The following is a 26,727-nucleotide window of genomic DNA, read 5'->3' on the forward strand; positions in this document are numbered from 1 at the left end:
ATACGTATATATTATTTAACATATGTTTGATTAGTTTTTTCCATTTACTAACTCAAGGCTCGTGTATATGTCCAGAGGTAGTTCCAAAAGGTGCTCATTGCTCCCGCTCTTGCTGCCTGGGCCATTTGGAACCACGGATTCATTCAACATCCAATTCATGTTTATGTTGAAGTCTATCGAACTTCGATCTTTCGGTGACCATTCTTTTCCTTTCTGGCTCATCTTTGGCTAAAAGTCTGTCCACGAATCACACGGATTGACACGAATTTAAGAATTACCGGTGGTTTCGCCAGGACAGCTCCCTGGCGGATTGCGGGGATTGCGGGGACAGTCCCACATAAAGTCTTTGATTTGTGCGAGTTGGAATTGCGGGGACAATCCCACATAAAGGCTTTGATTTGTGCGAATTGGGTCGACTCGCGGACAAAGGCCTCCTGTTCCTAGAAACCAATCAGGCATTTCTACCATTGCTAGGGTGACCATGTCTCTATAGTTATTTCGATAAATAGTCATCGCCCAATGTCAAGCATCAACAATGCCGATTTTTTCAAATAAACTTAGAAAATATATTTCATTTTTTGTTAATATTGAAAACTCTAGAACTCCAAACACACTATCTATGATCGAAGGGCATGATTGGAATTAGTTCTATCTCTCTCCGCGAACTCCGTGGACTCTATATGTAACAAACTATGTAAAGCTCGAAGATAAAGATAAAAACCTAAAAAGGCGGATGTGCAGGGAGTTCGTCGAAAAATGTCGGCCCGGCGGGCCAACTTACTGCAACGACGCCCCTCTCACAAATGCGGGAACTCCCAAACGATTCGCTTCGATTAGTTACCCACCTGAAACCCGGTGGTCCGGCAATCCGGCCCCCGGCCTGGGCGGCGACTCTGTGGTGAGAAAAAGACAACCCAATTCCCAAGTATCACCTCACCTACCCGACTTGGACCCAACCTCCAACACCATGGAAATGCTTCGAGTCGTGGGCAATACTGCTCTGCCCCGAGATGCCAAACAGGTGCTTCTACCATTACCAGAGAGACCTTGTCTCCTTAGCTATTTCACAATGAAAATCAATAGCCAGTATCAAACATCAATATTATCCACCCAATAAAACAAATCCCAATCAATACTAACAGTACAAACTCAAAAACTCCAAGTAATTCATCTATGATCGAAGGGTCTGAATTAGAAGATCTTTGTCATTCTCCGCGAACTCCGTGGACTCCGTGGTGAAAAAACACCAACCCAATCCCCAAGCACCTCCCCACCTACCCGACCCGGACCCCACCTCCAAATCCCCGGCTTGTCCCCCCTCCCAAAAAATGCTAGGTTGGCAAAAAATTGCTCAGATAATTTTGATCTCTCCTGTATATGGCTCCACTTCCATAGGGCATCGCTTTCACCACACCATCGTGCACGCTTCAAATTAGAGTCGGTGTGTCCGCTCCTAATCGCCGTTCGGTTTTTCCACGGGGCGCCCTTTCCGACCCATAGGACCTGACCATGCTGAACAAACTCCCCGTTTTCCGAGGGTTGTTGCCCCTCGCCGTCTCTCTGCTCTGCGCCGTCCCTCCCCTTTTCGCGGCCAATTTCGAAGTCACCAACCTCAACGCCTCCGGCGGCGGCAGCCTGACCGCGGCGGTCACCAGCGCCAACAACAACGCAGGCGCCGACACCATCTCCTTTCAAGCCGGGCTCAACGGCACCATCACCCCCAGCGCTACGCTGGTGATCAACGGTCCCGTGTCGATCAACGGCAATACCGACGGCAATGCCGCGACGCGGGAAATCACGATCAGTGGCGGCTCGGCCAGGACCATCTTCCGCGTCAACAACAACGGCGACGTGGAGATCACGGACCTGAACCTCGTCAACGGCAGCAGCAACCAGACGGATTTGTTCAACCCACTCAGCACCGGCGGCGCCATCACGGTCGACGGCGCCAACGGCTCACCCGTGGTGACGGTACGGCGGGTCAATTTCGAAAACAACCGTGCGGATTTTTCCGGCGCCATCTACGTGAACTTCGGTGGCCTGGTCGTTTCGGATTGCGTCTTTTTGAACAATATCTCCGATGGTTCCGCCAGCGGCGGCGGCGCAATCGGGATTTTCGACGACGTCTCGGCTTCGAGCGTCTCCTACACCATCGACGATTCGACCTTCATCGGCAATCAGATGAACGGCGGCGGGGTCCAGAACGCGGGCGGCGGCGGTCATATCTGGCTCGGCCTCAACAACGACACGATGACGGTCAGAAGATGCCACTTCGAGGACGGCTTCGCCAATAGCGGACCCGGCGGTGGCGCCATCTTGTGCACCCCGTTTCCCGTCGGTTCGGGCGGGTCCCAAACCGCGTTTCTCAACGTGCACGATTCACAGTTCATCAACAACCGCGCCATCAACGGTGCCTTCTTCACCGGAGGAGGTGCACTTTCCATTCGGGGTGGCGACCCCAGCGATTTCGTGACGTCCGTGATCACGGGCAACACGTTCAGCGGCAACTCGGCCACGGCGGCCGGCGGCGCGATCGAAATCTGGGGCGCGGGCACCACCTCGGGTGGTCCCATCACGAACCAGGTGACCGTGAACAACAACACCTTCCACAACAACACCGCCGAATCCGGTGGTGCCGTCGGCTTTGTCAACTCGGTGGTCACCTTCGACAGCAATACGGTCACCAACAACACGACCACCGGCATGGACGCCGGCACCAGCCACGGCAGTGTCTACCTGTTCGCCGGCAATCCGATCGGCACGTTCCAGATGCGGAACTCCATCCTGGACGGCAATTCGGAACCGCAGATTCGCTCGTTCGGCGGCGTGACCGGCACCTCGCAGGGCAACAACCTGATCAACGGGACCGTGCTGAACCTGACGGGATGGGCCAACCAGGCCTCGGACATCACCGGGACCGGCGCCAATCTGGCAGCCTTGGCCCCCAACGGTTTGCGGGTCGGCGCGTCGAACAACGGATTCACCGCCCAGACTCGGGTCCCCAATGGCGGCAGCTCGGTCATCAGCGCGGGCAATACGACACTGACGGTGGACCAGCGCGGCGTGGCACGCCCTATCGGAACGGACGACATCGGTGCCGTCGAGGTCAACCAGGATGACCCGACCCTCGACCTGGACGCCAACAACAGCTCCGGCGCCACCGGCAACAATTTCACGGGAAGTTTCACGCCAGGAGGCGGTGGCGTCGCCATCGCCGACACCGACACGGCGATCGGCGGCAGCACGGACCCGCAGATCCGCAACGCGACGATCACCCTCACCACCCGCCCGGACGGCGCAAGCGAAAGCCTGGCCCTGACCAGTGCAGGCAACACCGCCGCAATCGCCGCCGGTATCGTGATCACTCCGTACAATTCGGGAACCGGCGTGCTCTTTCTCTCGGGCAACGCCACCACGAGCGCCTACGAGGCGGCGATCGAGGCGATTCGCTACGACAACGCCCTCGGCAGCCCCACCCTCACCAACCGAACCATCACGGTCCAGGTGGACAACGACGAAGCCAGCAACCTGGCCACTGCCACGCTGACACTCGCCAGTGCCGGCGTCTCGGTCGTCGAAACCGGAACAACCGATGTCGTCGAGGGCGGCGCCACCGACACCTACACGATTCAGTTGGACAGCGTGCCCGCCGGCGCGGTGGAGATCACGGTCACCGCCGACAGCCAAACCGAGGTCAGCCTGAACGGGACCGACTTCGCCTCTTCCCAAGTCTTTTCCCGCTCGGATACGACGACGCAAACGATTACGGTCCGTGCCGTGGACGACATGGTCGATGAAGCCGCAACCCACACCGGTACGATCACCCAAGCGATCACCAACACGGGCGACGCCGCCGACTACCCGATCGGTCTCACCATCGATTCGGTCACGGTCAACGTCACCGACAACGACACCGCTGGAGTCGCCGTCGTCCAATCCGGCGGTACCACCGACATCGCCGAGGGCGGCGCCACCGACACCTACACCCTCGCACTCGCCACCGTTCCCTCCGGCGCCGTCCAGATCACCGTCACCGCCGACGCACAGACCGAGGTCAGCCTCGACGGCGTCAACTTCGCCGCTTCCCAGAACTTCAGCCGCAGCGATACCACTTCCCAAACCGTCACCGTCCGCGCCATCGACGATTTGGTCATCGAAAGCTCCCCCCACACCGGCACCCTCTCTCACGCCATCACCGCCAGCCCCGACGCAAACTATCCCACCAACCTCTCCATCAACCCCGTCAACGCCGCCATCACCGATAACGACACCGCAGCAGTCGCCGTCCTCCAATCCGGCGGCACCACCGACATCGCCGAGGGCGGTGCCACCGACACCTACACCCTCGCACTCGCCACCGTTCCCTCCGGCGCCGTCCAGATCACCGTTACCGCCGACGCACAGACCGAGGTCAGCCTCGACGGCGTCAACTTCGCCGCTTCCCAGAACTTCAACCGCAGCGATACCACTTCCCAAACCGTCACCGTCCGCGCCATCGACGATTTGGTCATCGAAAGCTCCCCCCACACCGGCACCCTGTCGCACGCCATCACCTCCAGCCCCGACGCAAACTATCCCACCAACCTCTCCATCAACCCCGTCAACGCCGCCATCACCGACAACGACACCGCTGGAGTCGCCGTCGTCCAATCCGGCGGCACCACCGACATCGCCGAGGGCGGCGCCACCGACACCTATACCCTCGCACTCGCCACCGTTCCCTCCGGCGCCGTCCAGATCACCGTCACCGCCGACGCGCAGACCGAGGTCAGCCTCGACGGCGTCAACTTCGCCGCTTCCCAGAACTTCAGCCGCAGCGATACCACGACCCAAACCGTCACCGTCCGCGCCATCGACGATTTGGTCATCGAAAGCTCTCCCCACACCGGTACTCTTTCTCACGCCATCACCGCCAGCCCCGACGCAAACTACCCCACCAACCTCTCCATCAACCCCGTCAACGCCGCCATCACCGATAACGACACCGCAGCAGTCGCCGTCGTCCAATCCGGCGGCACCACGGATATCGCCGAGGGCGGCGCCACCGATACCTACACCCTCGCACTCGCCACCGTTCCCTCCGGCGCCGTCCAGATCACCGTCACCGCCGACGCGCAGACCGAGGTCAGCCTCGACGGCGTCAACTTCGGCGCTTCCCAGAACTTCAGCCGCAGCGATACCACTTCCCAAACCGTCACCGTCCGCGCCATCGACGATTTGGTCATCGAAAGCTCCCCCCACACCGGCACCCTCTCTCACGCCATCACCGCCAGCCCCGACGCAAACTACCCCACCAACCTCTCCATCAACCCCGTCAACGCCGCCATCACCGACAACGACACCGCTGGAGTCGCCACCGTCCAATCCGGCGGCACCACCGACATCGCCGAGGGCGGTGCCACCGACACCTATACCCTCGCACTCGCCACCGTTCCCACCGGCGCCGTCCAGATCACCGTCACCGCCGACGCGCAGACCGAGGTCAGCCTCGATGGCGTCAACTTCGGCGCTTCCCAGAACTTCAGCCGCAGCGATACCACGACCCAAACCGTCACCGTCCGCGCCATCGACGATTTGGTCATCGAAAGCTCCCCCCACACCGGCACCCTGTCGCACGCCATCACCGCCAGCCCCGACGCAAACTATCCCACCAACCTCTCCATCAACCCCGTCAATGCCGCCATTACCGATAACGACACCGCTGGAGTCGCCATCGTCCAATCCGGCGGCACCACCGACATCGCCGAGGGCGGCGCCACCGATACCTACACCCTCGCACTCACCACCGTTCCCTCCGGCGCCGTCCAGATCACCGTCACCGCCGACGCACAGACCGAGGTCAGCCTCGACGGCGTCAACTTCGCCGCTTCCCAGAACTTCAGCCGCAGTGATACCACTTCCCAAACCGTCACCGTCCGCGCCATCGACGATCTCGTCGACGAGGCATCGCCCCACAACGGCATCCTTTCCCACGCGGTCACCGGCGCGGTCGCCGATCCCAACTACCCGACAACCCTGGTGATCGCCGACGTCACCGCTGTCATCACCGACGACGACACCGCAGGAGTCACGGTAACAGCCTCGGGGGGAGACACCTCGGTCGCGGAAGGCGGGGCCACCGACACTTACACCCTTCAGTTGGACTCGATGCCCACGGGAGCCGTGGAGATCACCGTCACTGCCGACACCCAAATCGAAGTCAGCATCGACGGTGTCAACTTCGCCGGCTCCCAGAGCTTTTCCCGCAGCGACACCAGCGCCCAAACCGTGACCGTCCGCGCCATCGACGATCTCGATATCGAGGCGAATCCCCACACCGGGCTTCTGACCCACGCCGTCACGGGTGCGGTCGTCGATCCCAACTACCCGACGACCACCGTCGTCGATCCCCTGACCGCCACCATCACCGACAACGACGTGGCAGGAGTCACCGTCACGGAATCCGGGGGCTCCACCGATGTCACCGAAGATGGTGCCACGGATACCTACAGCCTCGCCCTCGACACCCTGCCCACCGGGCCGGTGGAAATCACGGTTACCGCGGGAACCCAGACCGAAGTCAGCATCGACGGCGTCAATTTCGCCGCATCACAGACGTTCACGCGTGCTGACACGACACCACAAACCGTGACCGTGCGCGCCATCGACGATCTCGTCGACGAGACCAGCCCTCACCCCGGTTCCATCGGTCATGCCATCACCGGCGCAGTCGCCGACGCCAATTACCCCACCACCTTGCCCATCGGTTCCGTAGCGCCGCAAATCACCGACAACGACGCCGCCGGGGTGGCCGTGGTCGAATCCGGCAAGTCCACCGACATCGCCGAGGGCGGTGCCACCGACAGCTACACCCTCGCCCTCACGACCGTGCCGAGCGCGCCGGTGGAACTCACCGTCACCGCGGACGCCCAAACCGAGGTCAGCCTCGACGGCGTCAGCTTCGGGGCCTCGCAGGTCTTCTCCCGCACCGACACCAGCCCCCAAACGGTAACGGTCCGCGCGGTCGACGACTCGATCGACGAGCTGTCTCCCCATACCGGGCTCATCACCCAAGCCGTGACCGGCGGCACCGATCCCAACTACCCGGCCACGCTCTCGATCACCGACGTGGTCGCCGCCATTACCGACGACGACACCGCCGGCGTGACGGTCGTCGAATCGGCCGGCAGCACCGCCGTCACCGAGGACGGCACCCAAGACAGCTACACGATTCAGCTCGACTCCCTTCCCACCGGTCCCGTGGAACTCACCGTCAGTGCCGATACCCAAACCGAGATCAGCCTCGACGGGACTCAGTTCGCCGCCACCCAGACCTTCACCCGTGGGGACCAGACCCCCCAAACCATCACCGTCCGGGCCGTAGACGACCTGATCATCGAACTCGACCCCCATCCCGGAACCCTGACCCACGCGGTGACCGGCGCGGTGGCGGACCCCAACTATCCGCTGACCACGTCGATCGATCCCGTCGCGGTTTCCATTGCCGACAACGACGTCGCCGGGGTCACCGTCACCCAGTCGGGCGGTTCGACCGACGTGACGGAGGCCGGCACCACCGACACCTACACCCTCGCTTTGGACACCATCCCCACGGATCCGGTCGCGCTGACCGCCACGGCGGACGACCAGCTCGAACTCAGCCTGAACGGTACGGACTTCGCCCCATCGGTGACGGTGCCCCTGACGGACGTGACGCCCACGACCATCACAGTCCGAGCGATCGACGACGAACAGGACGAGGCGAAGCCGCATCTGGGCACCATCGACCACACCATCATCGGTCCGGTGCTAGACGGCAACTACCCCACGACACTGGCGATCGCCTCGGTGTCGGCCCAGATTCTCGACAATGACAGCGCGGGCGTCACCGTCATCGAATCGGATGGGTCGACCGAGGTCGATGAGGCCGGCACCAACGACAGCTACACCGTCGCGTTGGATACCGTGCCCACGGCGCCGGTGACCATTTCGATCGAGGCGGGCGATCAGGTGGAAATCAGCCTCGACGGCGCCGACTTCGCCTCCGCCCAGACCTTCACCCGCACCGATCAAACGCCCCAAACGGTCACGCTTCGCGCGGTCGACGACGGACTGGTCGAGCCCAATCCCCACTTCGAGGAACTGGTGCACCGGATCGAAGCGCCCGCGGGCGATCCCGACTATCCCACCGATCTTCCCATCGCCGGGGTCGATGTCACCATCGAGGACAACGATGTGCCCGGGCTCGGTATCTCCGTGGAGAGTCAGGTACTTACCGTAGATGGCCTGCCCACGAGGTATCAGGTTTTCTTGTCGGCGGCACCGGCATCACCGGTCACGGTGACCCTCGAATCCGACGATAACTGCCAGGTGACGCCAAGTGTGCTCACGTTCAACCCCGACGGTGCCGGCCCACCGCTGTGGAGTGAGCCCCAAACCGTGGAAGTCCGCGCACTCGGCGGCGTGGGCGCCCGGTGTTTCGTCGACCACATCGCCACGGGCAGCGGCTATGACCAAAACCCGGTGCAAACGGTGGAGTTCACCATTATCGGGGTCGTGCCGACCCTGCAAACCTGGGCCTTGATGGTGTTCGCGGCACTGCTCGGCGGGCTGGGCATCGCCTGGAACCGGAAATCACGCGGGTTGAAGGCGCGATGAGCGATTGGAACAGGTGCTCGAGCGGGTTATCATGGGCGTGACTCTTCCCCATCCATGCCTTCGCGCACCTGTCCCACCCCAACCGGGATGCTCCGATCCCCGCCCGGTCAGGAGTCGTTCATGAAGTTCGAGTGCCAGCCCGTCGATACCGCCTTCCTGGAAGAGGCGCCCCTGCGTTTCGTCAACGAAGCCGAGCTGCCCATGGCGGCCGAGCGCGTCTTCGCGATTCTCGAAGACGGCGAGGCCTGGCCGCGTTGGTTCAAGGACATCCGAAAGGTCACTTGGACCACGCCAAAACCCTTTGGGGTGGGCACGACGCGAACCGTGCGCCTGGCCACCCTCACCGTCTTCGAGTATTTCTTCATCTGGGAACAAGGCCACCGGTTTTCCTTCTACTTCACGGGGCACACGTTACCGATGGCGCGAGCCTTCGCCGAAGATTACCAGCTCCATTCGCTGGGACCCGACCGCTGCCGGTTTCTGTACACGGTGGCCTGCCGGCCGCAGCCCTGGATGATCCCTTTCCAGCCGATCATGCGGCTACAATTGGGGTCCATGTTCCGCAAGGCCACCGCAGGCCTGGTGGCCTACACCACCGATCTCGCCAAAGGTTGAATGGATTACCGGCGAAATCCTCCCGCTCTTGTTTTTCGGTTGGGACAATGGCCGCTCCGCTCTTCGACTCGGATTCCAGGCGCGACCCGGCTCACTTCGGCGCGTCGATCGGGCCGATCGACCTACCTGGCCCAGCGGCTCTTTCGGCATTCGGGCTCTTCGACCGCACACACTCCGAGAAGGCGGCCAGGGCGAAAGGGAAAGCTCCGCCCTCGAACCCAGGTCATCAACGCCAATCGGTTGGCATCGACGAGCCCGACGGGCAGGCCCGCCGCCCCAACCCAACCCGCTGCAATGGCAACCATTTCGAGAATGCGAGTGTTTCGATGAACGCCGCTTCGACATCGAGGGCCGAGCAGGGGTTTCCAGCCCGCCGGGCCGACGGGCTGGAAACTCATGAGTTGTCGAGAGGTGGGCGCTTTTACGGTCGGGTTTCGAGGATCCGGAGAGCGTGCCTTACCGAGGTTTGCCCACCGCGGTCAGGTGCCGTTGCCCCCGAATGAACAGGTAGCCGTCCGACATGGCCGGCGTGGCCAGCACGTGATCGTTCAACTCGTTTTTGGCGAGCAGCTTGTACTCCTTACCGGTTTGGATGACGAATGTCTGTCCGTATTCGCTGAAAAGGTACAGGCGCCCGTCGGCGGCCAACGCCGAAGCCGTGAACGCCACCCCGGGGCCCAGGCGCTTGCGGTATACACGGGTTCCATCGGCCATCGCGTAACAACTCAGGGTGCCGCGGTTGTCGACCACATACAGGTGGTCCTCGTAGGCGACCGGCGTCGGCAGGTAGGGGCCGCCGTTACGCTTGCTCCACACGACGTGGTCGTTCGAGGTTTGATCTTCACCGAGCGAAAGGTCGCCACGCCGACCGGGCTTGATGATGAAAATCGGCTGGATGGGGCGGTAGCCGTTGGTGACCACGATGTGCTCGCCATGGACGAAGGGTGTGGGCACCGCGATTTCGGAGTTGCCCTCGAGCCACCAGCGCAGCGAACCATTCGCGGGATCGTAGCCGCGCACGGCCACGGTGCCGTTGGTGACCAACTCGTCACCGCCAGGGCCTCGAACCACGGTCGGCGAGCCCCATGAGGGGATTTCGTCGCGGTCGACCTTCCAGGCCAAACTGCCGTCCGAAAGGCGGTAGGCCGCCAGAAACGAATCGCGCGATCGGTCGCATTGAACGATCACGGTGTCCTTGTAGAGAACCGGTGACGATCCGTGACCCCATTCGACCTTCTCGTCGAAGAACCAGCCACCCTCCAGCAAACCGAGTCCCGTCCGCCACTTGACGTTGCCGTCGTGATCGAAACAGAACAACCCTTCGGAGCCGAACAGCACCACCAAGTGCTTGTCGTCCACCACCGGGGTCGAATTGGCGTGCGTGGACTTGGAGTGGCGATCGTTCTTGGGTTTGCCGGCCGTGGCCACCTTGGACCACTCGAGTTCGCCGCTGTGCTTGTCGAGTGCCATGACCACCCACTGCTGCGGGCCCAGATCGCCGATGGACGCCACGTCGCCGAACAGGCCGACACGCAACAGGGGATCCTTTTTCTCGTTCACGGCCGTGGCGACGTAGACCGTGTCGCCCCACACGACCGGGGAAGCGTGCGCCAGTCCCGGAATCCGCACCTTCCAGGCGATGTTGCGGTCCTCGCCCCACTCGGTGGGCACGTTCTGGCCGTCGGCGACCCCTCGGGCGCCGGGTCCGCGGAACTGCGGCCAGTTGCCGGGTTTGGCGACCTTGGAAGAAGTGGCGGACTGGGTGGTGGATTCCTTCGAAACGGCGACTGCCACCTCTCCCTTGGCGACTTCCTTCCGGGAATCGCTCGAGGTTTCTGCGGCATCTTCACCACGGGTCAGGGTGACCTCGTAATCCGATGTTTTGAGTACCACTTCGCCGGGCTGGGCCTCATCCGAAAAGGTGAAGAACGAACCCAACCCCTCGGGATTGACGAATCGGCGTTCGCTCAAAGGTCGCAGTGGCTTCCGCTTTTCCCCGGGTGGATAATAGAACAGCCGTCCTTCGCGAACCTCGAATCGAACCAAAGTCCCACGTTTGGTATAGAACGACCCGGCACAGGCGGCCAACGCCTTCGGCGCCGGTGTCACCGGTTTGGGGTCGGGCGCGCCGGCCTTTTTCAACAGAGCCGCGATTTCACGGTGCCCCTGGAAATGCGCGTTGGCCAGCGCGGGAACCAAGGCCTCCGGCTTCAGTTTCCCCGAATCCAGAACCACGCGCACCATCTCGAGATGGCCCTGACCCGCCGCGGCTTGAAGCACCACTTCCAGCTCGGGAACCTCGTGGGCCAGAAGTGCCTTCAAGGTGGCGTGGTGATTCAATTTCACCATGTCGGACATCGACCCCAAGGTGAGGGCGATGCCCTTGCCGCGCAGGTACCCCACCATGTGTGGGTGCTCTCTGGTTTCGAGCAACAACGCGGTCAGCACATCGGCATGGTAGAGCGTGTCGGTCACGTCGATCTTGGCACCCTTGCCGACGAGGTACTCGACGATGTCCAGGTGCCCGCGACGGGCTGCCAAATAGAACGGCGTCATGCCGTACCGGTTGCCGGACTCGATATCGACGCCCGACGCCACGAGCTGTTTGACGGTTTCCAGGTCGCCGTCGGTCGCGGCGCGCAACAGGCGCTCGACGGCATCACGCTGCTCGGGTGAGGGCGCTTCTGGCGCTTGCGCCAAAAGGGCGAGCCACAAAATCAGGATCATCGATTCCCCCAAAAATACATGTTTCAAATAGGTTCGGCACGAAAGAGCCGGTGAGTTGCCACGTGCGGCACAATGGGCAGGAGAGACAAGTACCTTATTCTCCCGAGTTTTCGCCGACGGAGCAAGGGATCCACACAATTCTCACCGAAAGGGTTGACGTGCAAGGCTCTTGCGTCCGAAATCCACGCTGCGTTCTCTTGCAGAATGGGGCGGCATCGATTTCCGCGACGGTACCCACTCGCCCCCTTCCGTTTCCCAACGCCGCCAAGGAGATTTTCCGGGCCCCGCAACCGTTCGCAGCCATTGACATTCGGGCCGAAAAAGTGACGGGTGATTGGAAATTTGTCTTGATCGCCAGGGGGACCGATAGAATCATTGAACCATCCTCGTGGCCTTGTTTGCGGAGTCCTGAATGCATGCCGATCGTCCTGCCCTCAGATTGCCCTTCCCACGGCACGCATTCACGAGACGCTTGTTTCAATTCGGTCTCCTTTTGTCGACCGCGGCGTTCTTCCCCCATTTCGCCCAGGATCGCTACCTGCGGTTCGAGCATGTCGGCACCAACCAGGGCCTCTCGCACCCCACGATCCACCACATGGCCCAGGATCGTTTCGGGTACCTGTGGTTCGCCACCCAGGACGGGCTGAACCGCTACGACGGATATCACTTCAAGGTCTACCGCCACGATCCCAACCGGTCCGATTCCTTACCGGACAGCTACGTCTATCGAATCTACGAGGACCGAGAAGGGTACCTGTGGCTGGCGACGAAATACTCGGGTCTTTGCCGGATGGATCCGGTCACCGAGCGATACATCACCTATCGCCACGATCCGCGCGATCCGGCCAGTCTGATATCGAACAGGCTGCTTCTGGTGGCGGGCGACAATCAAGGCAGGATTTGGGTCGGCAGCGACGGTGCCGGCATCTCTCGCCTGCTGCCCGATGGTTCGGGATTCCGCAACTACCGCGACGAAGCCTCATCCGGAGGCCTCGCCGGCAACAAAGTGCGCACCATGTACCAAGACAGCCAGGACCGCCTGTGGTTCGGCGCAGGCAGTGGCCTCTACCGATATCTCCCCGATGAAGATCGCTTCACCCGCATCACGCTGACACGCGGGGACCGGGTGTGGCAGTTCTCGGTCTACGCGATCGTCGGCGATCGCCAGGGATTTCTGTGGCTCGGAACCGGTTCCGACGGCCTGATTCGGTACGATCCCTTGACGGAGAGCTACGAGTCGTGGCACCACGATCCCGAAGATCCCCATTCCCTGCCAAACGACGGTGTAGGCGCCCTGTGGCGAAACCCGGACGGGACCCTGTGGGCGGGAACCGACAAGGGGCTCGGCCTGTACGATCCCGGCCGCAACCGATTCCTGAATTTCGGCAAGAGCCAGGGCGATGGGGTGGGTCTCAGCCACCATGTCATTCAAAGCCTGCTCCAGGACCGAAGCGGCACACTCTGGGCGGGCACCTGGTACAACGGCCTCAACAGGTTCACCTCGGAATCGCTGCAATTCCACAATTACCGCAACGACCCCAAGGATCCCGGCAGCCTGACCGGAAGCCTCGTCAACGATATGTGCCGGGACCGCGAGGGCCAACTGTGGATGGCCACCAGAACGGGTCTCTCGCGTTACGATTCGGCCGACGACTCGTTTGTCAGCTACCGCGCCGACCCCGCCGATCCCCACAAACTTCCCGCCGACAACGTCTACCGTTTGCTGTCCGACGCATCCGCCCGGCTGTGGGTCGGTACGTCGCGCGGTCTGTGCCTGTACGACCAGGCGGCCGACCGCTTCAAGCGCATCAGGCTGCGACCGGAGCGAAAGAGGGATCCGTTCGTGGGCTCCCTGGTCTCCCACAAGGGGGACCTGTGGGTCGGCGTCTACGGCTCCTTGATCAAGGTGGACCCCATCACCCACGACATCGAACCCTACCGCCCGACCCCCGAGGAGGTGCGGCACGTGGGCACGATCGACGTGCTGTTCATCGTGCCCGCCGAGGATGACACCCTGTGGTTGGGTACCAATCGCGGCGTGTACCGAACCAACCCTGAAAACAGGATACTCGAAGCGGTGCCGATGGGTCCGGCGGGCGAAGAGCAGGTGAGACCCAACGAAATGTTCTGCTCCCTAAAAGATCGCGACGGCACCATTTGGTTCGGCAGCGATGTGGGGCTACACCGCGTCGATCCCAAAACCGGATCGGCGTCCTCGTTCACCAACCGCATGGCCGACAAGCGTTCCTTGAGCCACAATTCGGTTACCCACCTGTTCCGCGACCGGAAGGAAAATTTATGGATCGGGACCCAGGGCGGCGGATTGAACATGCTGCCCGCGGGCGCCTCGCCCGAGAACGACGGATTTCGGCGCTTCAGTTCCCGCGACGGCCTGGGCGCCAACGCCGTCGGCGCCATCATCGAGGACGAGACCGGCAGACTCTGGATCAGTACCACCGCCGGCATCACGGTCTACGATCCCGCCATGCGGCGATTCAAAAATTACGGCGGCACCGAGGGCGCCCTGGTCAGTTACGTCATCAACTCGGGCTGGACCTTCGACGACCAAATCTATTTCGGTTCCTTCGAAGGTTTGACTTCCTTTCACCCCAATGACATTTCCAAAAACCAGACCCCTCCGCGGACCGCCGTGAGCGAATTCCTGCTGTTCAACCAACCGGTTCCGCTCAGCAGCCCCGACCGGCCGACGCCGTTGATCCGCCACCTGGACTTCGGCTCCCATCTCACGCTGACCCACCGCGACTACGTCTTCGGGTTCGGCTTCACGGGTCTGCATTTCGCGGATCCCCAGCGCAACCGCTACAGCTACAAGCTGGAGGGGTTCGATCGAGAATGGGTCCAGACGGATGCGCGCAAGCGGTTCGCGACCTACACGAAGTTGGATCCCGGCACCTATCGGTTCCACCTACGCACGGCCAACAAGGACGGCGTCTGGTCCGAGGACGTGGCGCCGATCCAGGTGACGATTCGGCCCCCGCCCTACAAGACGGTTTGGGCCTATCTCGCCTACCTGGTCACGGCGATCCTGGTCATCGGTTGGCTGTTGCATGCCCAGCGCCGCAAGTTGGCCGCGGAACGCGAGCTGAACCAGCGCCTTCGCCAGGTGGACAAGCTCAAGGACGAGTTTTTGGCCAACATCAGCCACGAGCTGCGCACCCCGCTGAACGGGATCATCGGGCTGTCCGAATCGATCATCGAGGGCGATATCGCGCCGATCGATCCCGCGGTGGCCGAGAACCTGGAGATGGTGGTCTCGTCCGGTAAGCGCCTGGCCGCCCTGGTCAACGACATCCTGGACTTCTCCAAGCTAAGGAATACCCATCTGAAACTTTCGCTGCAGCCGGTGGCGCTGCGACCCATCGTGAACATGGTGTTCCGCCTGTCGCGTCCGCTCCTGGCGGGCCGCCCGATCACGCTGTACAACGACATTCCGACCGATCTGCCCCTCGTTTCCGCCGACGAGAACCGCCTGATCCAGATCATCCACAATCTGGTGGGCAATGCGGTCAAGTTCACCAAGGCGGGTGAAATTCGGGCCAGCGCGGTGTGCGAGGGCGATCAGGTGGCGATCAGTATCAGCGACACCGGAGCCGGCATCCAACCCGAGAAGATCTCGCGTATCTTCGAATCGTTCGAACAACTCGACGCCACCCAGTCGCCTTCCACCACGGGCACCGGTCTCGGCCTGGCCATCACCCGCCAATTGGTCGAACTCCACGGCGGCGAGATCTACGTTCATTCCAAGCTGAGCGTGGGCTCGCGTTTCAGCTTCACCCTCCAAAAGGCACAGACCCAGGCGAGCCAGGAAACCTCCAGTCGACGGCGGGTCAAGGTGTTCCTGGAAGACACCACCAACCCCCGGTTCCATATCCCCATCGCCGAACCGCCGATCGACCTCCAGGACCTGGATGCCCCCTTTGCGGGAACCTGCATCCTGATCGTGGACGATGACGACGTGAACCGGCGGGTCCTGAGTAACCTATTGGTTCCGCGCGGGTTTCACGTCAAGGAAGCCGATGGCGGATTGGATGCGTTGCGACGGATCAGTCGCAGCGAATTCGATTTGGTGCTGCTGGACGTCATGATGCCCGGCATGAACGGGTACGAGGTGTGTCAAAAGATCCGCGAGACCCACCCGCCCCACGACCTGCCGGTCGTGCTGGTGACCGCCCTCAGCGGCGATACCGAGATCGGCCAGGGGTTTGCCGTGGGCGCCAACGATTTCGTCACCAAACCGATCAGCAAGGAAGAGTTGGTGTTGCGCGTGGAAACCCACCTGCGGCTCAAGGACATGAACAAGGTTCTCGAACGGGAGGTCGCCTCGCGGACCCGGGACCTGGAGCAAAAGAATACCGAGCTTCGACGTCACCAGAAGAACTTGGTGGAAATGGCGCACCGCAGCGGCATGTCGGAGGTCGCGACCAACGTGCTGCACACGATGGGCAATACCCTGAACCATTTGACGACCTCGGTCAACATCCTGATCGAGCACCTGAATAACTCGCGAACGGTGCCGTTCCTGGAACAGACGGCCGACCTGTTGAAGGAGCACGAGCGCGACCTGGTCTCCTTTTTCGAGAGCAAGCGCGGCGCCTTTTTGACCCAGGGCCTGGCCTTGATCGCCGAGAAGACCCACCGGCTCCACCAGGATTTGGCGCGCGAGGCCGGCGAGATCCGGACGGGCATCCACCAAGTTTCGATAATCGTGCGCGAACAGGAGCGCCACACCTCGAAAACGGTTCTGTACGCGAACATCTCGTTGGACGAGTTGATGAACCAGGTGGAGACCGATTGCGAGAGGGCGTTTCGGACCCACGATATCGAGCTGCGGCGCCACGGCGGCGGGGAAAAGGTCGTGAACGTCCAATCGACCAAGATTCGCCAGGTCCTGGTGCACCTGGTGCGAAACGGTTGCCGTGCGCTGAGTTCGGTCGAACGGAAGCGGTGCCTCGACCTGACCGTGCGGGTGCAGCTCAGCCCGCTGGGCGACGAGGACCTGTGCATCGAGGTACGCGACAACGGCATCGGCATCGCCGAGGAGCACCTGTCGCGGATCTTCACACAGGGGTACACCACCTGGTCCGATGCCGGCGGGTTGGGGCTCCACTATTGCGCCTGCGCGATCAAGGACATGGGCGGGCGGCTCCACGCCCAGAGCGACGGACCGGACAAGGGGGCGGTGTTCCAGTTGGTGATCCCCCTGGCGCGGGCGGATGCACCGGTCTCCCATTGAGGGAGGTGGGTGTTTTTCGTGGGCGGGGTGTTGGATTCGGAGGGTTATTTTTACCACCGAGTCCGCGGAGTTCACGGAGAGCGTGGCCGGGCGGTTGGATTCGGAGGATTTTTTTTACCATTGAGTGCATGGAGTTCAGGGAGGTAGAGGACATTTCCGATGAGGCGCATTCAAGTGAATTATTAAATACAATTACTTTAGTTAAAAAAATCCAGTACGCACCAGGAGGGTCCTTACCCGCATCATTAGGAAACTAGAGAAGGCCCATCAAGCCCTTGCCTTCCATCCCTCGTGCTCTCTGTGAACTCTCTTGAAACAAAGTTGCTCGGAGTGCCCGAATGCCTAGAGATTCGTCGTGCCAGGTAGGTTGGGCCGCTGGCCCGACACATCGAAGCGATCCGCGCTTCGAAAGATCGAGTCGTAAAAGAGCGAAGCAGATAAGTCGTGCCTCCGATCTCTCGATGGCGCAAAATATTTCTACCAAGTCGCTTCGATTGGTTGAGCAAGCTGCCATACCGGCCGTGCTCAACCTACAGGCTTTACACCTCTATTGCACGTACGGGCTCTCCGAGTCGGCTCGCATCGCGTTGTTTCTTTCTCGAAATCGAGCGGGTATTCCCGCTGGTGCGTGACTCTTATGTAACAAACTCTGTAAAGCTCGAAGATAAAGATAAAAACCTAAAAAGGTGGATGTGCGGGGAGTTCGTCGAAAAATGTCGGCCCGGCACTTACTGCAACGACGCCCCTCTCACAAATGCGGGAACTCCCAAACGATTCGCTTCGATTAGTTACCCACTTGAAACCCGGTGGCCGGTGTGCCGGTGGTTCGGCATTCCGACCATCGGCATTCCGGCCCCCGGCCTGGGCGGCGACTCTGTGGTTTAAAAAAGTTTACGCAGAAGCGGTCCCGCCTCTCCGGAGAGCCCTCCTCGCTTTTTGGGGTGACGTTGCCTTCTCGGCGACTCACTCGGCTTGGATCAGCAGGGGCGTCTCGCCCAGGTCGACGTTCAACGCGCCCTCGCCGCTCACCTCCGCCTGGCGCGCGGAGAACCACGCGTCGCGGTTGAACGCGGCCTCGTCGCCCGCCGTGCCAGGACAGGTCATCGGCACCATTTGGGTGATCGAGACGGTTTGCCCCGCCAGATCGGGCAGGTTTAGGGTCAATCGCTGTGATGCCCCGTCCGAACTCCAGCAGATGTAGACGTCCTGGCCTTCGCCGGCACCGTCGACGTAGCGGTACAGCCACAGCGGGTTGGTCTCGGATAGGGGTTCCACGGCGGTGAAGTGCGCCGTGCGCTCCGCGAAGAACCGGAAGGCACAGCTCGCCAAGGTTCGCTCGCCATTCGGGCCGATCAGGCCGTAGCCCGCCCAATTCCCCGATCGCGAGCCGCTCTGCACCGAATGGAGCAACACGATGTCGGCGCCCAGGGCGTAGGCCATCGTCGGCATCTTGACCACGTAGGCCGCCTGACGCGCCGCGCTCCCCTCGATCTCGTTGAGGGCCGTCACCGTGTCCGGCGCATCCAGGTTGCTGATGCCCGTCTCGCTGAGCACCCAGGGTTTGCGAGGGAGGTCGCCGCGGTCCATGGCGTCGATGAACGAGGCGCGCAACACGTCGTTGAACTCCTGCCACGGGCCGTAGAAGTGGAGCCCGTAGACGTCGTACAGCGCGGCCGTGTCGGCATAGTCCCGCGAGAAATCGACCAGGGCTTGGGTTCCGCCGGATACCTGTTCCGGGATCGTGCCCAGCAGGTGGGGGAAACTTAGGGTGAGATCGGGATTGGCGGCCTTGGCCGTTTCGGCGATGGTCCGGAGGATGGCCGCGAAATTGGCACGCTTGGGCTCGGGTGTCGAGGCACTGCCGAACTCGGCCATGACCTCGTTGAACGCCTCGAAGTAGCGCAGGTGGGGAAAGGCGGCCAGGACCTCGTTGACGTAGGCGATCATCTGCGCCTCTTCGCCTTCGTTGGTGAAATCGATCGGGGTTTCCTCGCCGGATTCGGGACCGGTCCAACTGACCCCGTGTTGTCCCACCAGCGTCGGCATGACCCCGAACCGCTCGTCGTTGTCGAGCCAGCGCTCGCGGTTGGCCGTCACGGTTGAATCACTACCGTCCCAGGCCTCGAAGAACACGTCGCGATTCTGCATCTGCCGCGTGACGATGCGATTGGGATGACCGGCACTCCACCACATCATTTCACGTTGCAGATTGTCCTGACCGGGTACCGTCACCGAGCCGGAAGCATTGAACGTGGGAAAGTTGGCGCCGAGACGCGGCAGGCCGGCCAACCCCCGGGTGGCGCCTGGCGTGACGCCCTCGACGGGCACCGGCTCGTAGCCGGCCATCGTTTTGCGCGTCTCACCCAAATCGCCGAACAGGGTCATGCCGAACAGGCCCTCGCCGCCACTGGATTCGAGTGAGAGCGATGCACCCCGTTCCCAATCCTCGGCCGAAAACCAATCGCTCAGGATCGCCACGGTCTTCTCGTGAGCGGCCAGTTCGACATCGTGGATCGCCACGGATTGGCCGCCTGCATCGCGCAGCGTCGCGGTCACCTGGGCCGGCAAGGCCACGGCGTTGACCAAGGCGATGCCCATCCAGGATTGATCTTCCTTGTGAAGGTAGGGCAGTAAGGCCGATCGCCAAGGCGAGCCCGAGGCCCGCACCGCCTCCATGAAATCGGCAGGGCTGCCGAACAGTTCGAATCCGGCGAGCGGGTCCTCGCTCGCGACGTCGATCCAGGCGACGCCGTCGGGCAAGGCCTCGGGAAGCGCCGGCGTGCCTTCGGCGTTGTCCGAAACGCCGTCGAACAGGATCACCTGACGTGCATCGGCGGCGATGTCGATCCGCTGGCTCTGGAGCAGGGTACCGTCCGTGGCGAAAAAGCGGATGTCGGCGGCGACGGTTTGTCCGTTGGGGTTGCCGATGACGATGCCGGTCCAGAAGTTGGCGGTGTCCGCGGCGATGTGCGGAAAGACCAAACGGCGGTTGGTGGTGAAGGCCAGCGGCAACAAGGCGTATCGCCGGGTGCCGTCCCAGGTGCCGAACGATTGGACCCCTTCCAGCAAGCTGTCGGCGCGGTCGGCCGTGATGCGGTGAAGCACGGCCGGAGCGGTTTCGGTCCCGTACAGCGACCCCAGCTCCCAACGCGCGACCCCGCCCTCGGCAACCGTGCCGATGGTCCGCGATCCATCCTGCCAGGTCAGTGGCGTGACGCGATCCGATTTGGCGGCGAATCCCGTGAAGAAGGTTCCGCGATCCGTGGCCACGTGGGTCGCCAGCAGTGTGTCCGATTCGCGACGATCGGCTGGCCAGACGGCGGCCAAACGCTCACCGGCAGCATCCCCCACCAACAGAATGGGATACACTGATTCATCGGCGATCGAGACTTTGGCCATTTGCGGCAATTGCCCCTCGGAAACCAGTGCGTTCAGGTCGACTACGGCCTGACCCTGTGCCGGAAGGTTGGTGAGCCCTTCGCCTAACAAGGCGCTCGACGCGTCCGTGATCGAGTATTGCACGAGACGGTCGGACGCGTTCGGATTGATCAGCGCAATGCGGTAGGTCAGATCGCTTTCGAGGGTGTCGGGTTCGGTGTAGACGAGAGGAAGCGGCAGGTCTTTTCCCCAAGCGCCAAGACACAGCGTGGAGAGCAGCAGAAGACGGTGAAACCACACGGCGGCCTCCGGAGACAACGAATTTTTAGGAGTAGGGATGCCTCATTATAAACTGCACTTCGGCCATTTCCCCGCACTCCCTATCATTTCGGACAAAGAAAACCCGCCAAGGCAAAAAATCTTTTGACCTTACCCCAAGGGCAAGGTTTAGGGTAAGGGTCAAGGAGCGAATCCATGAGTCACCGATTGAAGATTGGCCAGGTTGCATCGTTGTTGGGTATTTCCACCAAAACGGTGCGTCACTACCAGCAAGAGGGCCTGCTGCCCGATCGCCGTGAAGGGGAAAACGGGTACCGCTACTTTTTGCCCCAAGATCTGCTCCAACTCCACAAGGTCATCAAACTGAAAGGGTTGGGCATGTCGCTCGCCCAGGTCCGAGCGATTCTCAAACAGACCGATCAGGTACATACCATGCGGGCCGCCCTGTCCACCCTGCGCAAGGAGCTCACCGGCCAGATTTCCGATCTGCAAGATCAGGTGGCGCGCATCGATACCCTTCTGGCGGAAGAGGGCGATCCCTTCAGCGAATTCGCCGATCCCCTGCCACACGAGGAGGCGTTGCGCGAACGGCTGCGCACGTCGCTGCCCGATATGGATCCGGCCATGCTCGACGAGATGCTCGCCCTGGACCGAAAAATGTTCGATTTGCTGAAGGGCTTTCAATGGCCGGGGAACCCGGAGGCCCAGTTCGAACAAAGCCTGCAACAGATATTGGCGAATCCCGAAACGGCGGCGCGGCTGGGACCGATTCTCGAATCTTTTCTCGGCATGTTGCACGGTTCCCCGGATGCGATCGACATGCAGGATCTGGCCGAAAAAATCCAGGGCATACGTGCCGAATTGGGGCTGCCCGACACGAGTGCGGCGGAACCCGAGCTGGAATCGGTGTTCCAGGAACTGATCGCCAGGGTCCTGCCCGGATCGCACAACGAAATATTGGCAGTATTGAACGAACTGTCCCAGAACATAGAGAAACCACCCAGTTCCTGATGTCCCATCCCGATCGATGGCCCCACCGCCCGGTCGCCATCGAGGCCACCACCGACCCACAAATCCCCCTTTGTTCGCGACCCGTTAACGCGCACCGATGATCCCCAACCCATCCAAAACGCGACTCGCGCGAGCCGGGCATGCCACCGGTTCGCGCGCGACCAACCTGATTCACTCAGGTCCACAGGAGAGGTCCGCATGACATTGGATCGAGAATTCAGTTACACCGCCGACAAGCGCAACTACTTACCGATGCTCGTGTTGTTCATCGCCCTGGCCGTCATCGAGGCCACCATGCTCACCCTTTTGTTCCGTATCTTCGTGGACGCGCCCTGGGAAGGCATGGCCGTCACCGCCTTCCTGATCCTGTTCGCGGCGTTCCCGGCCATCCTGCTTCCGTCACCGTTGTTCTCGCGGCACCGCGTGGATCGCGACGGCCTGTTGCTCCGCTACGGGTTCCGATCCTTTCGGATTCCACGCGAGGCCATCGCATCGCTTCAGCCCACGCGCTACATGCTCCACGGTTTCGAGCCGTTCGCCTGCAATTGGGACGAGGAGGAGGGCCAACTGAAGGTTTGTTTCTCCGAAAGCGGGCAGCTCCTGCTCAAATTGAAAACGCCCCTGACGTTTGGGCTGGGCCTCGGGCGCAAGGCCACCACCGATACGCTTTTGTTCAATGCGGACAATTGGCCCGAACTGCTGGCAGCCCTCGATGTGAAGCCGGAGGGCTCCCGTCCCGACACCGACGAACGCGAAGAACCGACATCGGTGCAGGATCGCCGAGAGGAACGACCCCAGCCGGCCTCGACCGCCGACCTCGCCGATCCTCGCGAGCCGGCACGGGCGCTCGAAAGGATCGAGGGATCGCCCCGCCCCGATGGCGAAGCCGAGGCCGTGCTGGCGTTGCGCGACTTGACGCGCAGGTTCGGCGACTTCACCGCTGTGGACAACTTGACCCTGACCGTGCGGGCGGGCGAGATCTACGGCCTCCTGGGATGCAACGGCGCCGGAAAGACCACCACCATCAAAATGATGACGGGCCTGCTCGAGCCGCAGGCCGGAACGGTTCACCTCGCGGGCATCGACCTGTGGGCCGAGCCGCTCGAGGGCAAAGCGACGTTCGGCTACGTGCCAGATCAGGCGGCCTTCTACGGCCGGTTATCGGGTCGCGAACATCTCCAGTTTCTGGCTCAGATGCGCGGTCTCCCATGGGACTCGTCCGAACAACGCATCGACGGCCTGCTCACCCGGTTGGATCTGGCGGAGCAGCAACATCGATCCTGTCAAAAGTACTCGTTCGGGATGAAGCGCAAGTTGTCGCTTGCCGGTGCGCTGCTCCACGAACCGCGCGTCCTGATTCTCGACGAACCCTTCAACGGCCTCGATCCGCGGGCCGCCCAGCAATTGAAGCGCATGCTGTGTGCATGGCGCCGCGAGGGTGCGGCGATTCTCCTGTCAACCCACGATTTGGCCACGGCGGAGTCGTTTTGCGACCGCGTCGGCATCCTCCACAAGGGTCACCTGATCGCGGAGGAGGCGGTCACCTCCCTGGCCGAGTCCTACGGCAACCTGGAACGGCTCTTCTTTTCCCTGACGGAGTCGGACCGCGAGGTGACCTCATGACCGCCGCGACCACGCTCCGTTTTCACATCAAGTCCATGGGGCGCCACCCCTGGATTGGCGCAGGATTGGTGGCGGTTTTCGCCGCGACGGCGCTGGCCGTCTACCTGGCCGAAACGAACCTCGTGCCACAGGCCCTCGATTGGGGAAACAACGGCTCGATGATGGAGCGGATCGCGTTTCTCACGGGCTATTGCGTCATGGCCGCAGTGGGCATCTTCTACCTGAACACGGGCCTGCGCGGATTCACCGGTGAGGCCGCCCTACTGACGACACTTCCCTTGCGGCCGGCAACCCGCCTGCGCGGCCTGGCGGCCTGCCTCTTCGTGGAATCGCTTCACCTCTGGATCCTGTTCGCCGCGGTGATCGGGTGGGCCTTGATTCGCGCGGCGGGCCGGCTGGGATGGCTGTGGTTGGCATGCCTGCCGGCCATCCTGGCCTGCGGCGCCTACCTGGGTGTCGCCCTGCGGCTGGCGGTTCTCGGGGGCACCTGGCGCAAACCGCGATCGCTGGCGCTGGGCATTGCCGTCGCGTCCCTGGTGATCGTCCTGAGACTGAGCATTCCCGGCGAAGACTTTATGATCGATACCAGCAATGGCCTGGTCCTGCTTTGCCTGCCTCTGTCTTGGATGGCCGCATGGCTCGCCTGGGGTCCGGGCGGGCGGGCCCTGGGCGACAGGTACCACCGGGTATTCCTCGAACAGGCACAGGCCACTTCGAGTCCCGCATCCTCCCGCATGACCCGCATGCTCGCACCGGTGCTTCGGATGCGAAACCCATCCGGCGCCTTTCTGATGCGGGCGATCCTGTGCCGGTCCCGCCGTTGGTTCAACGGCATTCGCCTGCTCCTCTGCACGCCTGCGATCCTGGCCTATCCCTGGTTGGAGGCGCGCCTGCACGCTTTCGGCTTTTCGCAAGGCTGGGCAGCGTGCGCCGTAATTGTCGGCCTGGCTTTTTTCCTGATGGTCGACGGCGCGGCCAACCCCGTCGGCAGCGAGGCCAACCGACTGCCGTACCTGCTCACCGCGCCGCTTTCCCCGAGAGGTATCCTGTTGGCCAAACTCAGGGTGTACCTGCTGGGGTTTCTGGTGTTCTCGGTGCTCACCGCAGCCGGTATCGGCGCCAGTGGCTCCCTGCCGTGGTCCGTCTTGTCGACGGCATGGGTTCAGGCATTCCTGATCGTGCTTGGCCTTTCGGTCTGGTTCGTGTTCGGTTCCAGTCTCGATATGAACCCGGCCCGCGAGCTGGGAAGCGGCCTGACGGCCATGCTCCACGAGGAAGGCCCCACCACCCCCGTCGTGATGGCCCTGGTGGTCGGCGCCATGGGGTTGCTGGCGCTCCAACTGGCCACGGTCTACCACTTCTCGCCTCGGTTCGCGATCCCGCTGCTGATGCTGCTCAACGCCCTGATCGGCGGCGGTACTTCCAGGCTGGCCATGCGCAAATGGGCAGCCCTTTCCCGGTGATTCGCCACCGCCACGCCTGAATGGAAAACAACCTATCGGGCCGGCACCATTTTCGATTTTTTTTCCATCAAGGCCTTCAGGAAAAAAAGATAATTCAAGGCTTTTTTGCCTGCATTTTTTCGGATAGGATGTAGCTCATAGAATCTCCCCGAAAAGCCCTCCATGGTGTCATGGTAATGACTCGAGATGAGAATGAATCGTACCATTTGGCCCGAGATGCAGATATCAGAGCATTATTCCTCAGCGACTACGAAAGGATTCTGCTCTTTTTGAGAAGCCGCAACCTCAACAAAAGCGATGCGGAAGAGATCCTCCAGGAGGCTTTTCTCAAGGCATTCGTCGCCATCAGAAGCGGAAAAGTCCAAAAGCCCACTCGGGCCTGGATCTTCACCATCGTCGACAATACTCGGAAAAATTGGATCAGGAACGCTACCGCTCAAAAGCGAAGCGGGAACCTCACGCCTGAAAACGCCACCGCTCGGAGGCGAAACGGGAACCTCACGCTTGAACCAGAAGCCGTCGGGGAGCCACACAACCTATCCGTTGTCCCCTCCGGGATCACCAGCCCACACCAATTCATTGTAAATAAAGAGGATATCAGGAGATTACAACGAGCGACAGAACAGTTACCCAGAAAAATGAGACTGTGTTTCGTCATGTATTTTTTCCATGATCGAAAATACCGTGAAATTGCGGCCATACTTGATGTCAAAATCGATACGGTCAAATCCCAAATCAATCAGGCTCGCAAAAAAATCCGGCAATACTGGGAAGAGGATGTCAACCAAGAGGAACCCGTATGAATGCGTCTTTTGACGACTTGCTCGGCCGAATGGCGGAAACGCAGCAAACGAACCCGGACCTGCATCCCGAGATGGAATTGTTGCAGGTCTTCGCTGAAGGCCGCTGCTCGCCTCGAGAAAGGGAACTTGTTTTGAGGCACTTGGAAGCATGTAAATCTTGTGGCGACGTCATCTTGTCCTTGAAGGAAGAGCCCGACCAAAACCTTTCGCCGGAAGGATCCCCGTCCCCTGGAGTCGATGCGGCCTGGGATCGATTGGTCGCCTACGCAGCCTCCGAGAGAGGAGCAGAAGTACTGAAAGCCGAACGCGAAAAAACGACAGGAGCCACGGAGCCAACCAAAAGATCTCTTTTTTTCAACCACCCCGCCGTCGCCTACGGTTGGGCGGCCGTTTTGCTGGTAGCACTCTCCTGGGTGGCTTGGCAGTGGTTCGATTCATCGGGCAACTCTCCCGAATTGCCCACTCGACCTTCCGGAGACCCTCAAATTCTGACTCTATTACCTCCCGTTCGCACCAGTCCCTCGTCAAATCCCATCCCCTCCGGAAATCCGGAGCATTACTTGATCCTGGAAATCATACTGGATCAGGAAGTGCCCTTCGATCGATTTCGAGCCCTCATCAAGCCATCTCATCGCGAAGAAACCATGACCATAGATCCCGTTCGTTTCACCACGATGACCGGGATAGTAATTTTACCGTCCATGTCTCTCGACAAAGGTGTATATACCTTGGAATTGCAGGGCACAAATGAAACCAACGACTACCAAACCATAACCAACTATACTTTCGAAATTATAAAATCGCACTGATGCCTCATACGATTCTTGTTTTCCATTCACTGCTAATTTCACTATCGATAAATATCATTTCCCCACCTCCTCTTATAGCACAACAGGAAACAGTACGGTCATCGCAGGACCCAGTACCATCGAGGCCC

10 protein-coding genes are annotated in these 26,727 nt (G+C 61.3%); 8 read left to right on the plus strand and 2 right to left on the minus strand.

Going from position 1 to position 26,727, the window contains the following annotated elements; all coding sequences use genetic code 11:
* The first annotated feature begins 1,509 nt into the window (after positions 1-1,509).
* Together J3U87_RS33185 and J3U87_RS33190 are read left to right on the plus strand one after the other, a co-directional pair.
* Positions 1,510-8,637 carry a choice-of-anchor Q domain-containing protein gene (locus J3U87_RS33185; protein ID WP_237380201.1) on the plus strand — a complete coding sequence of 2,376 codons (7,128 nt, stop codon included), beginning with the start codon at positions 1,510-1,512 and terminating at the stop codon, positions 8,635-8,637.
* Positions 8,638-8,757: 120 nt separating this feature from the next.
* Positions 8,758-9,252, plus strand: a complete 495-nt coding sequence (locus J3U87_RS33190; protein ID WP_237380202.1) for an SRPBCC family protein — start codon at positions 8,758-8,760, stop codon at positions 9,250-9,252.
* 456 nt (positions 9,253-9,708) lie between these two features.
* Here the strand turns inward: J3U87_RS33190 and J3U87_RS33195 are convergent, their stop codons facing one another.
* Positions 9,709-11,979 carry an outer membrane protein assembly factor BamB family protein gene (locus J3U87_RS33195; RefSeq protein ID WP_237380204.1) on the minus strand — a complete coding sequence of 757 codons (2,271 nt, stop codon included), beginning with the start codon at positions 11,977-11,979 and terminating at the stop codon, positions 9,709-9,711.
* A 472-nt stretch (positions 11,980-12,451) separates the two neighbouring features.
* Here J3U87_RS33195 and J3U87_RS33200 point away from each other — a divergent pair, with 472 nt between their 5' ends.
* Positions 12,452-17,233 carry a two-component regulator propeller domain-containing protein gene (locus tag J3U87_RS33200; protein WP_237380206.1) on the plus strand — a complete coding sequence of 1,594 codons (4,782 nt, stop codon included), beginning with the start codon at positions 12,452-12,454 and terminating at the stop codon, positions 17,231-17,233.
* Between the two features lie 963 nt (positions 17,234-18,196).
* On the opposite strand, the gene J3U87_RS33205 is transcribed toward J3U87_RS33200, so the two are convergent.
* Positions 18,197-20,911 (minus strand): hypothetical protein, encoded by a 2,715-nt coding sequence (locus J3U87_RS33205; protein ID WP_237380207.1) that lies wholly within the window; start codon positions 20,909-20,911, stop codon positions 18,197-18,199.
* 174 nt (positions 20,912-21,085) lie between these two features.
* Between J3U87_RS33205 and J3U87_RS33210 the strand changes: the two genes are divergently transcribed.
* The 5 genes from J3U87_RS33210 (at position 21,086) to J3U87_RS33230 (ending at position 26,599) form a co-directional block, all read left to right on the plus strand.
* Entirely contained in the window at positions 21,086-21,901 is an 816-nt protein-coding gene (locus J3U87_RS33210; protein WP_237380209.1) for a MerR family transcriptional regulator, read from the plus strand.
* Positions 21,902-22,099: 198 nt separating this feature from the next.
* Complete coding sequence (locus J3U87_RS33215; protein ID WP_237380210.1) at positions 22,100-23,524, plus strand: ABC transporter ATP-binding protein; 1,425 nt, start codon at positions 22,100-22,102, stop codon at positions 23,522-23,524.
* The gene (locus J3U87_RS33220) at positions 23,521-24,987 is read left to right on the plus strand and encodes a hypothetical protein (RefSeq protein WP_237380212.1); all 1,467 of its coding nucleotides are present in this window, start codon (positions 23,521-23,523) and stop codon (positions 24,985-24,987) included. Before J3U87_RS33215 ends, J3U87_RS33220 begins: the two co-directional genes overlap by 4 nt.
* A 176-nt stretch (positions 24,988-25,163) precedes the next feature.
* A complete protein-coding gene (locus J3U87_RS33225; RefSeq protein WP_237380214.1) occupies positions 25,164-25,790 on the plus strand; it encodes an RNA polymerase sigma factor in 627 nt (208 codons plus the stop codon).
* Entirely contained in the window at positions 25,787-26,599 is an 813-nt protein-coding gene (locus tag J3U87_RS33230) for a zf-HC2 domain-containing protein (RefSeq protein ID WP_237380223.1), read from the plus strand. The genes J3U87_RS33225 and J3U87_RS33230 overlap by 4 nt, the downstream gene beginning before the upstream one ends.
* The last annotated feature ends 128 nt before the right edge of the window (positions 26,600-26,727 follow it).

The sequence above is a fragment of the Sulfidibacter corallicola genome (genome assembly GCF_017498545.1).
Classification (GTDB): domain Bacteria; phylum Acidobacteriota; class Holophagae; order Acanthopleuribacterales; family Acanthopleuribacteraceae; genus Sulfidibacter; species Sulfidibacter corallicola.

Coding starts and splice junctions, on each gene's coding strand:
- J3U87_RS33210 (WP_237380209.1), top strand. CDS start 21,086: ATGAGTCACCGATTGAAGATTGGCCAGGTTGCATCGTTGTTGGGTATT.
- J3U87_RS33195 (WP_237380204.1), bottom strand. CDS start 11,979: ATGATCCTGATTTTGTGGCTCGCCCTTTTGGCGCAAGCGCCAGAAGCG.
- J3U87_RS33190 (WP_237380202.1), top strand. CDS start 8,758: ATGAAGTTCGAGTGCCAGCCCGTCGATACCGCCTTCCTGGAAGAGGCG.
- J3U87_RS33230 (WP_237380223.1), top strand. CDS start 25,787: ATGAATGCGTCTTTTGACGACTTGCTCGGCCGAATGGCGGAAACGCAG.
- J3U87_RS33220 (WP_237380212.1), top strand. CDS start 23,521: ATGACCGCCGCGACCACGCTCCGTTTTCACATCAAGTCCATGGGGCGC.
- J3U87_RS33185 (WP_237380201.1), top strand. CDS start 1,510: ATGCTGAACAAACTCCCCGTTTTCCGAGGGTTGTTGCCCCTCGCCGTC.
- J3U87_RS33215 (WP_237380210.1), top strand. CDS start 22,100: ATGACATTGGATCGAGAATTCAGTTACACCGCCGACAAGCGCAACTAC.
- J3U87_RS33225 (WP_237380214.1), top strand. CDS start 25,164: ATGACTCGAGATGAGAATGAATCGTACCATTTGGCCCGAGATGCAGAT.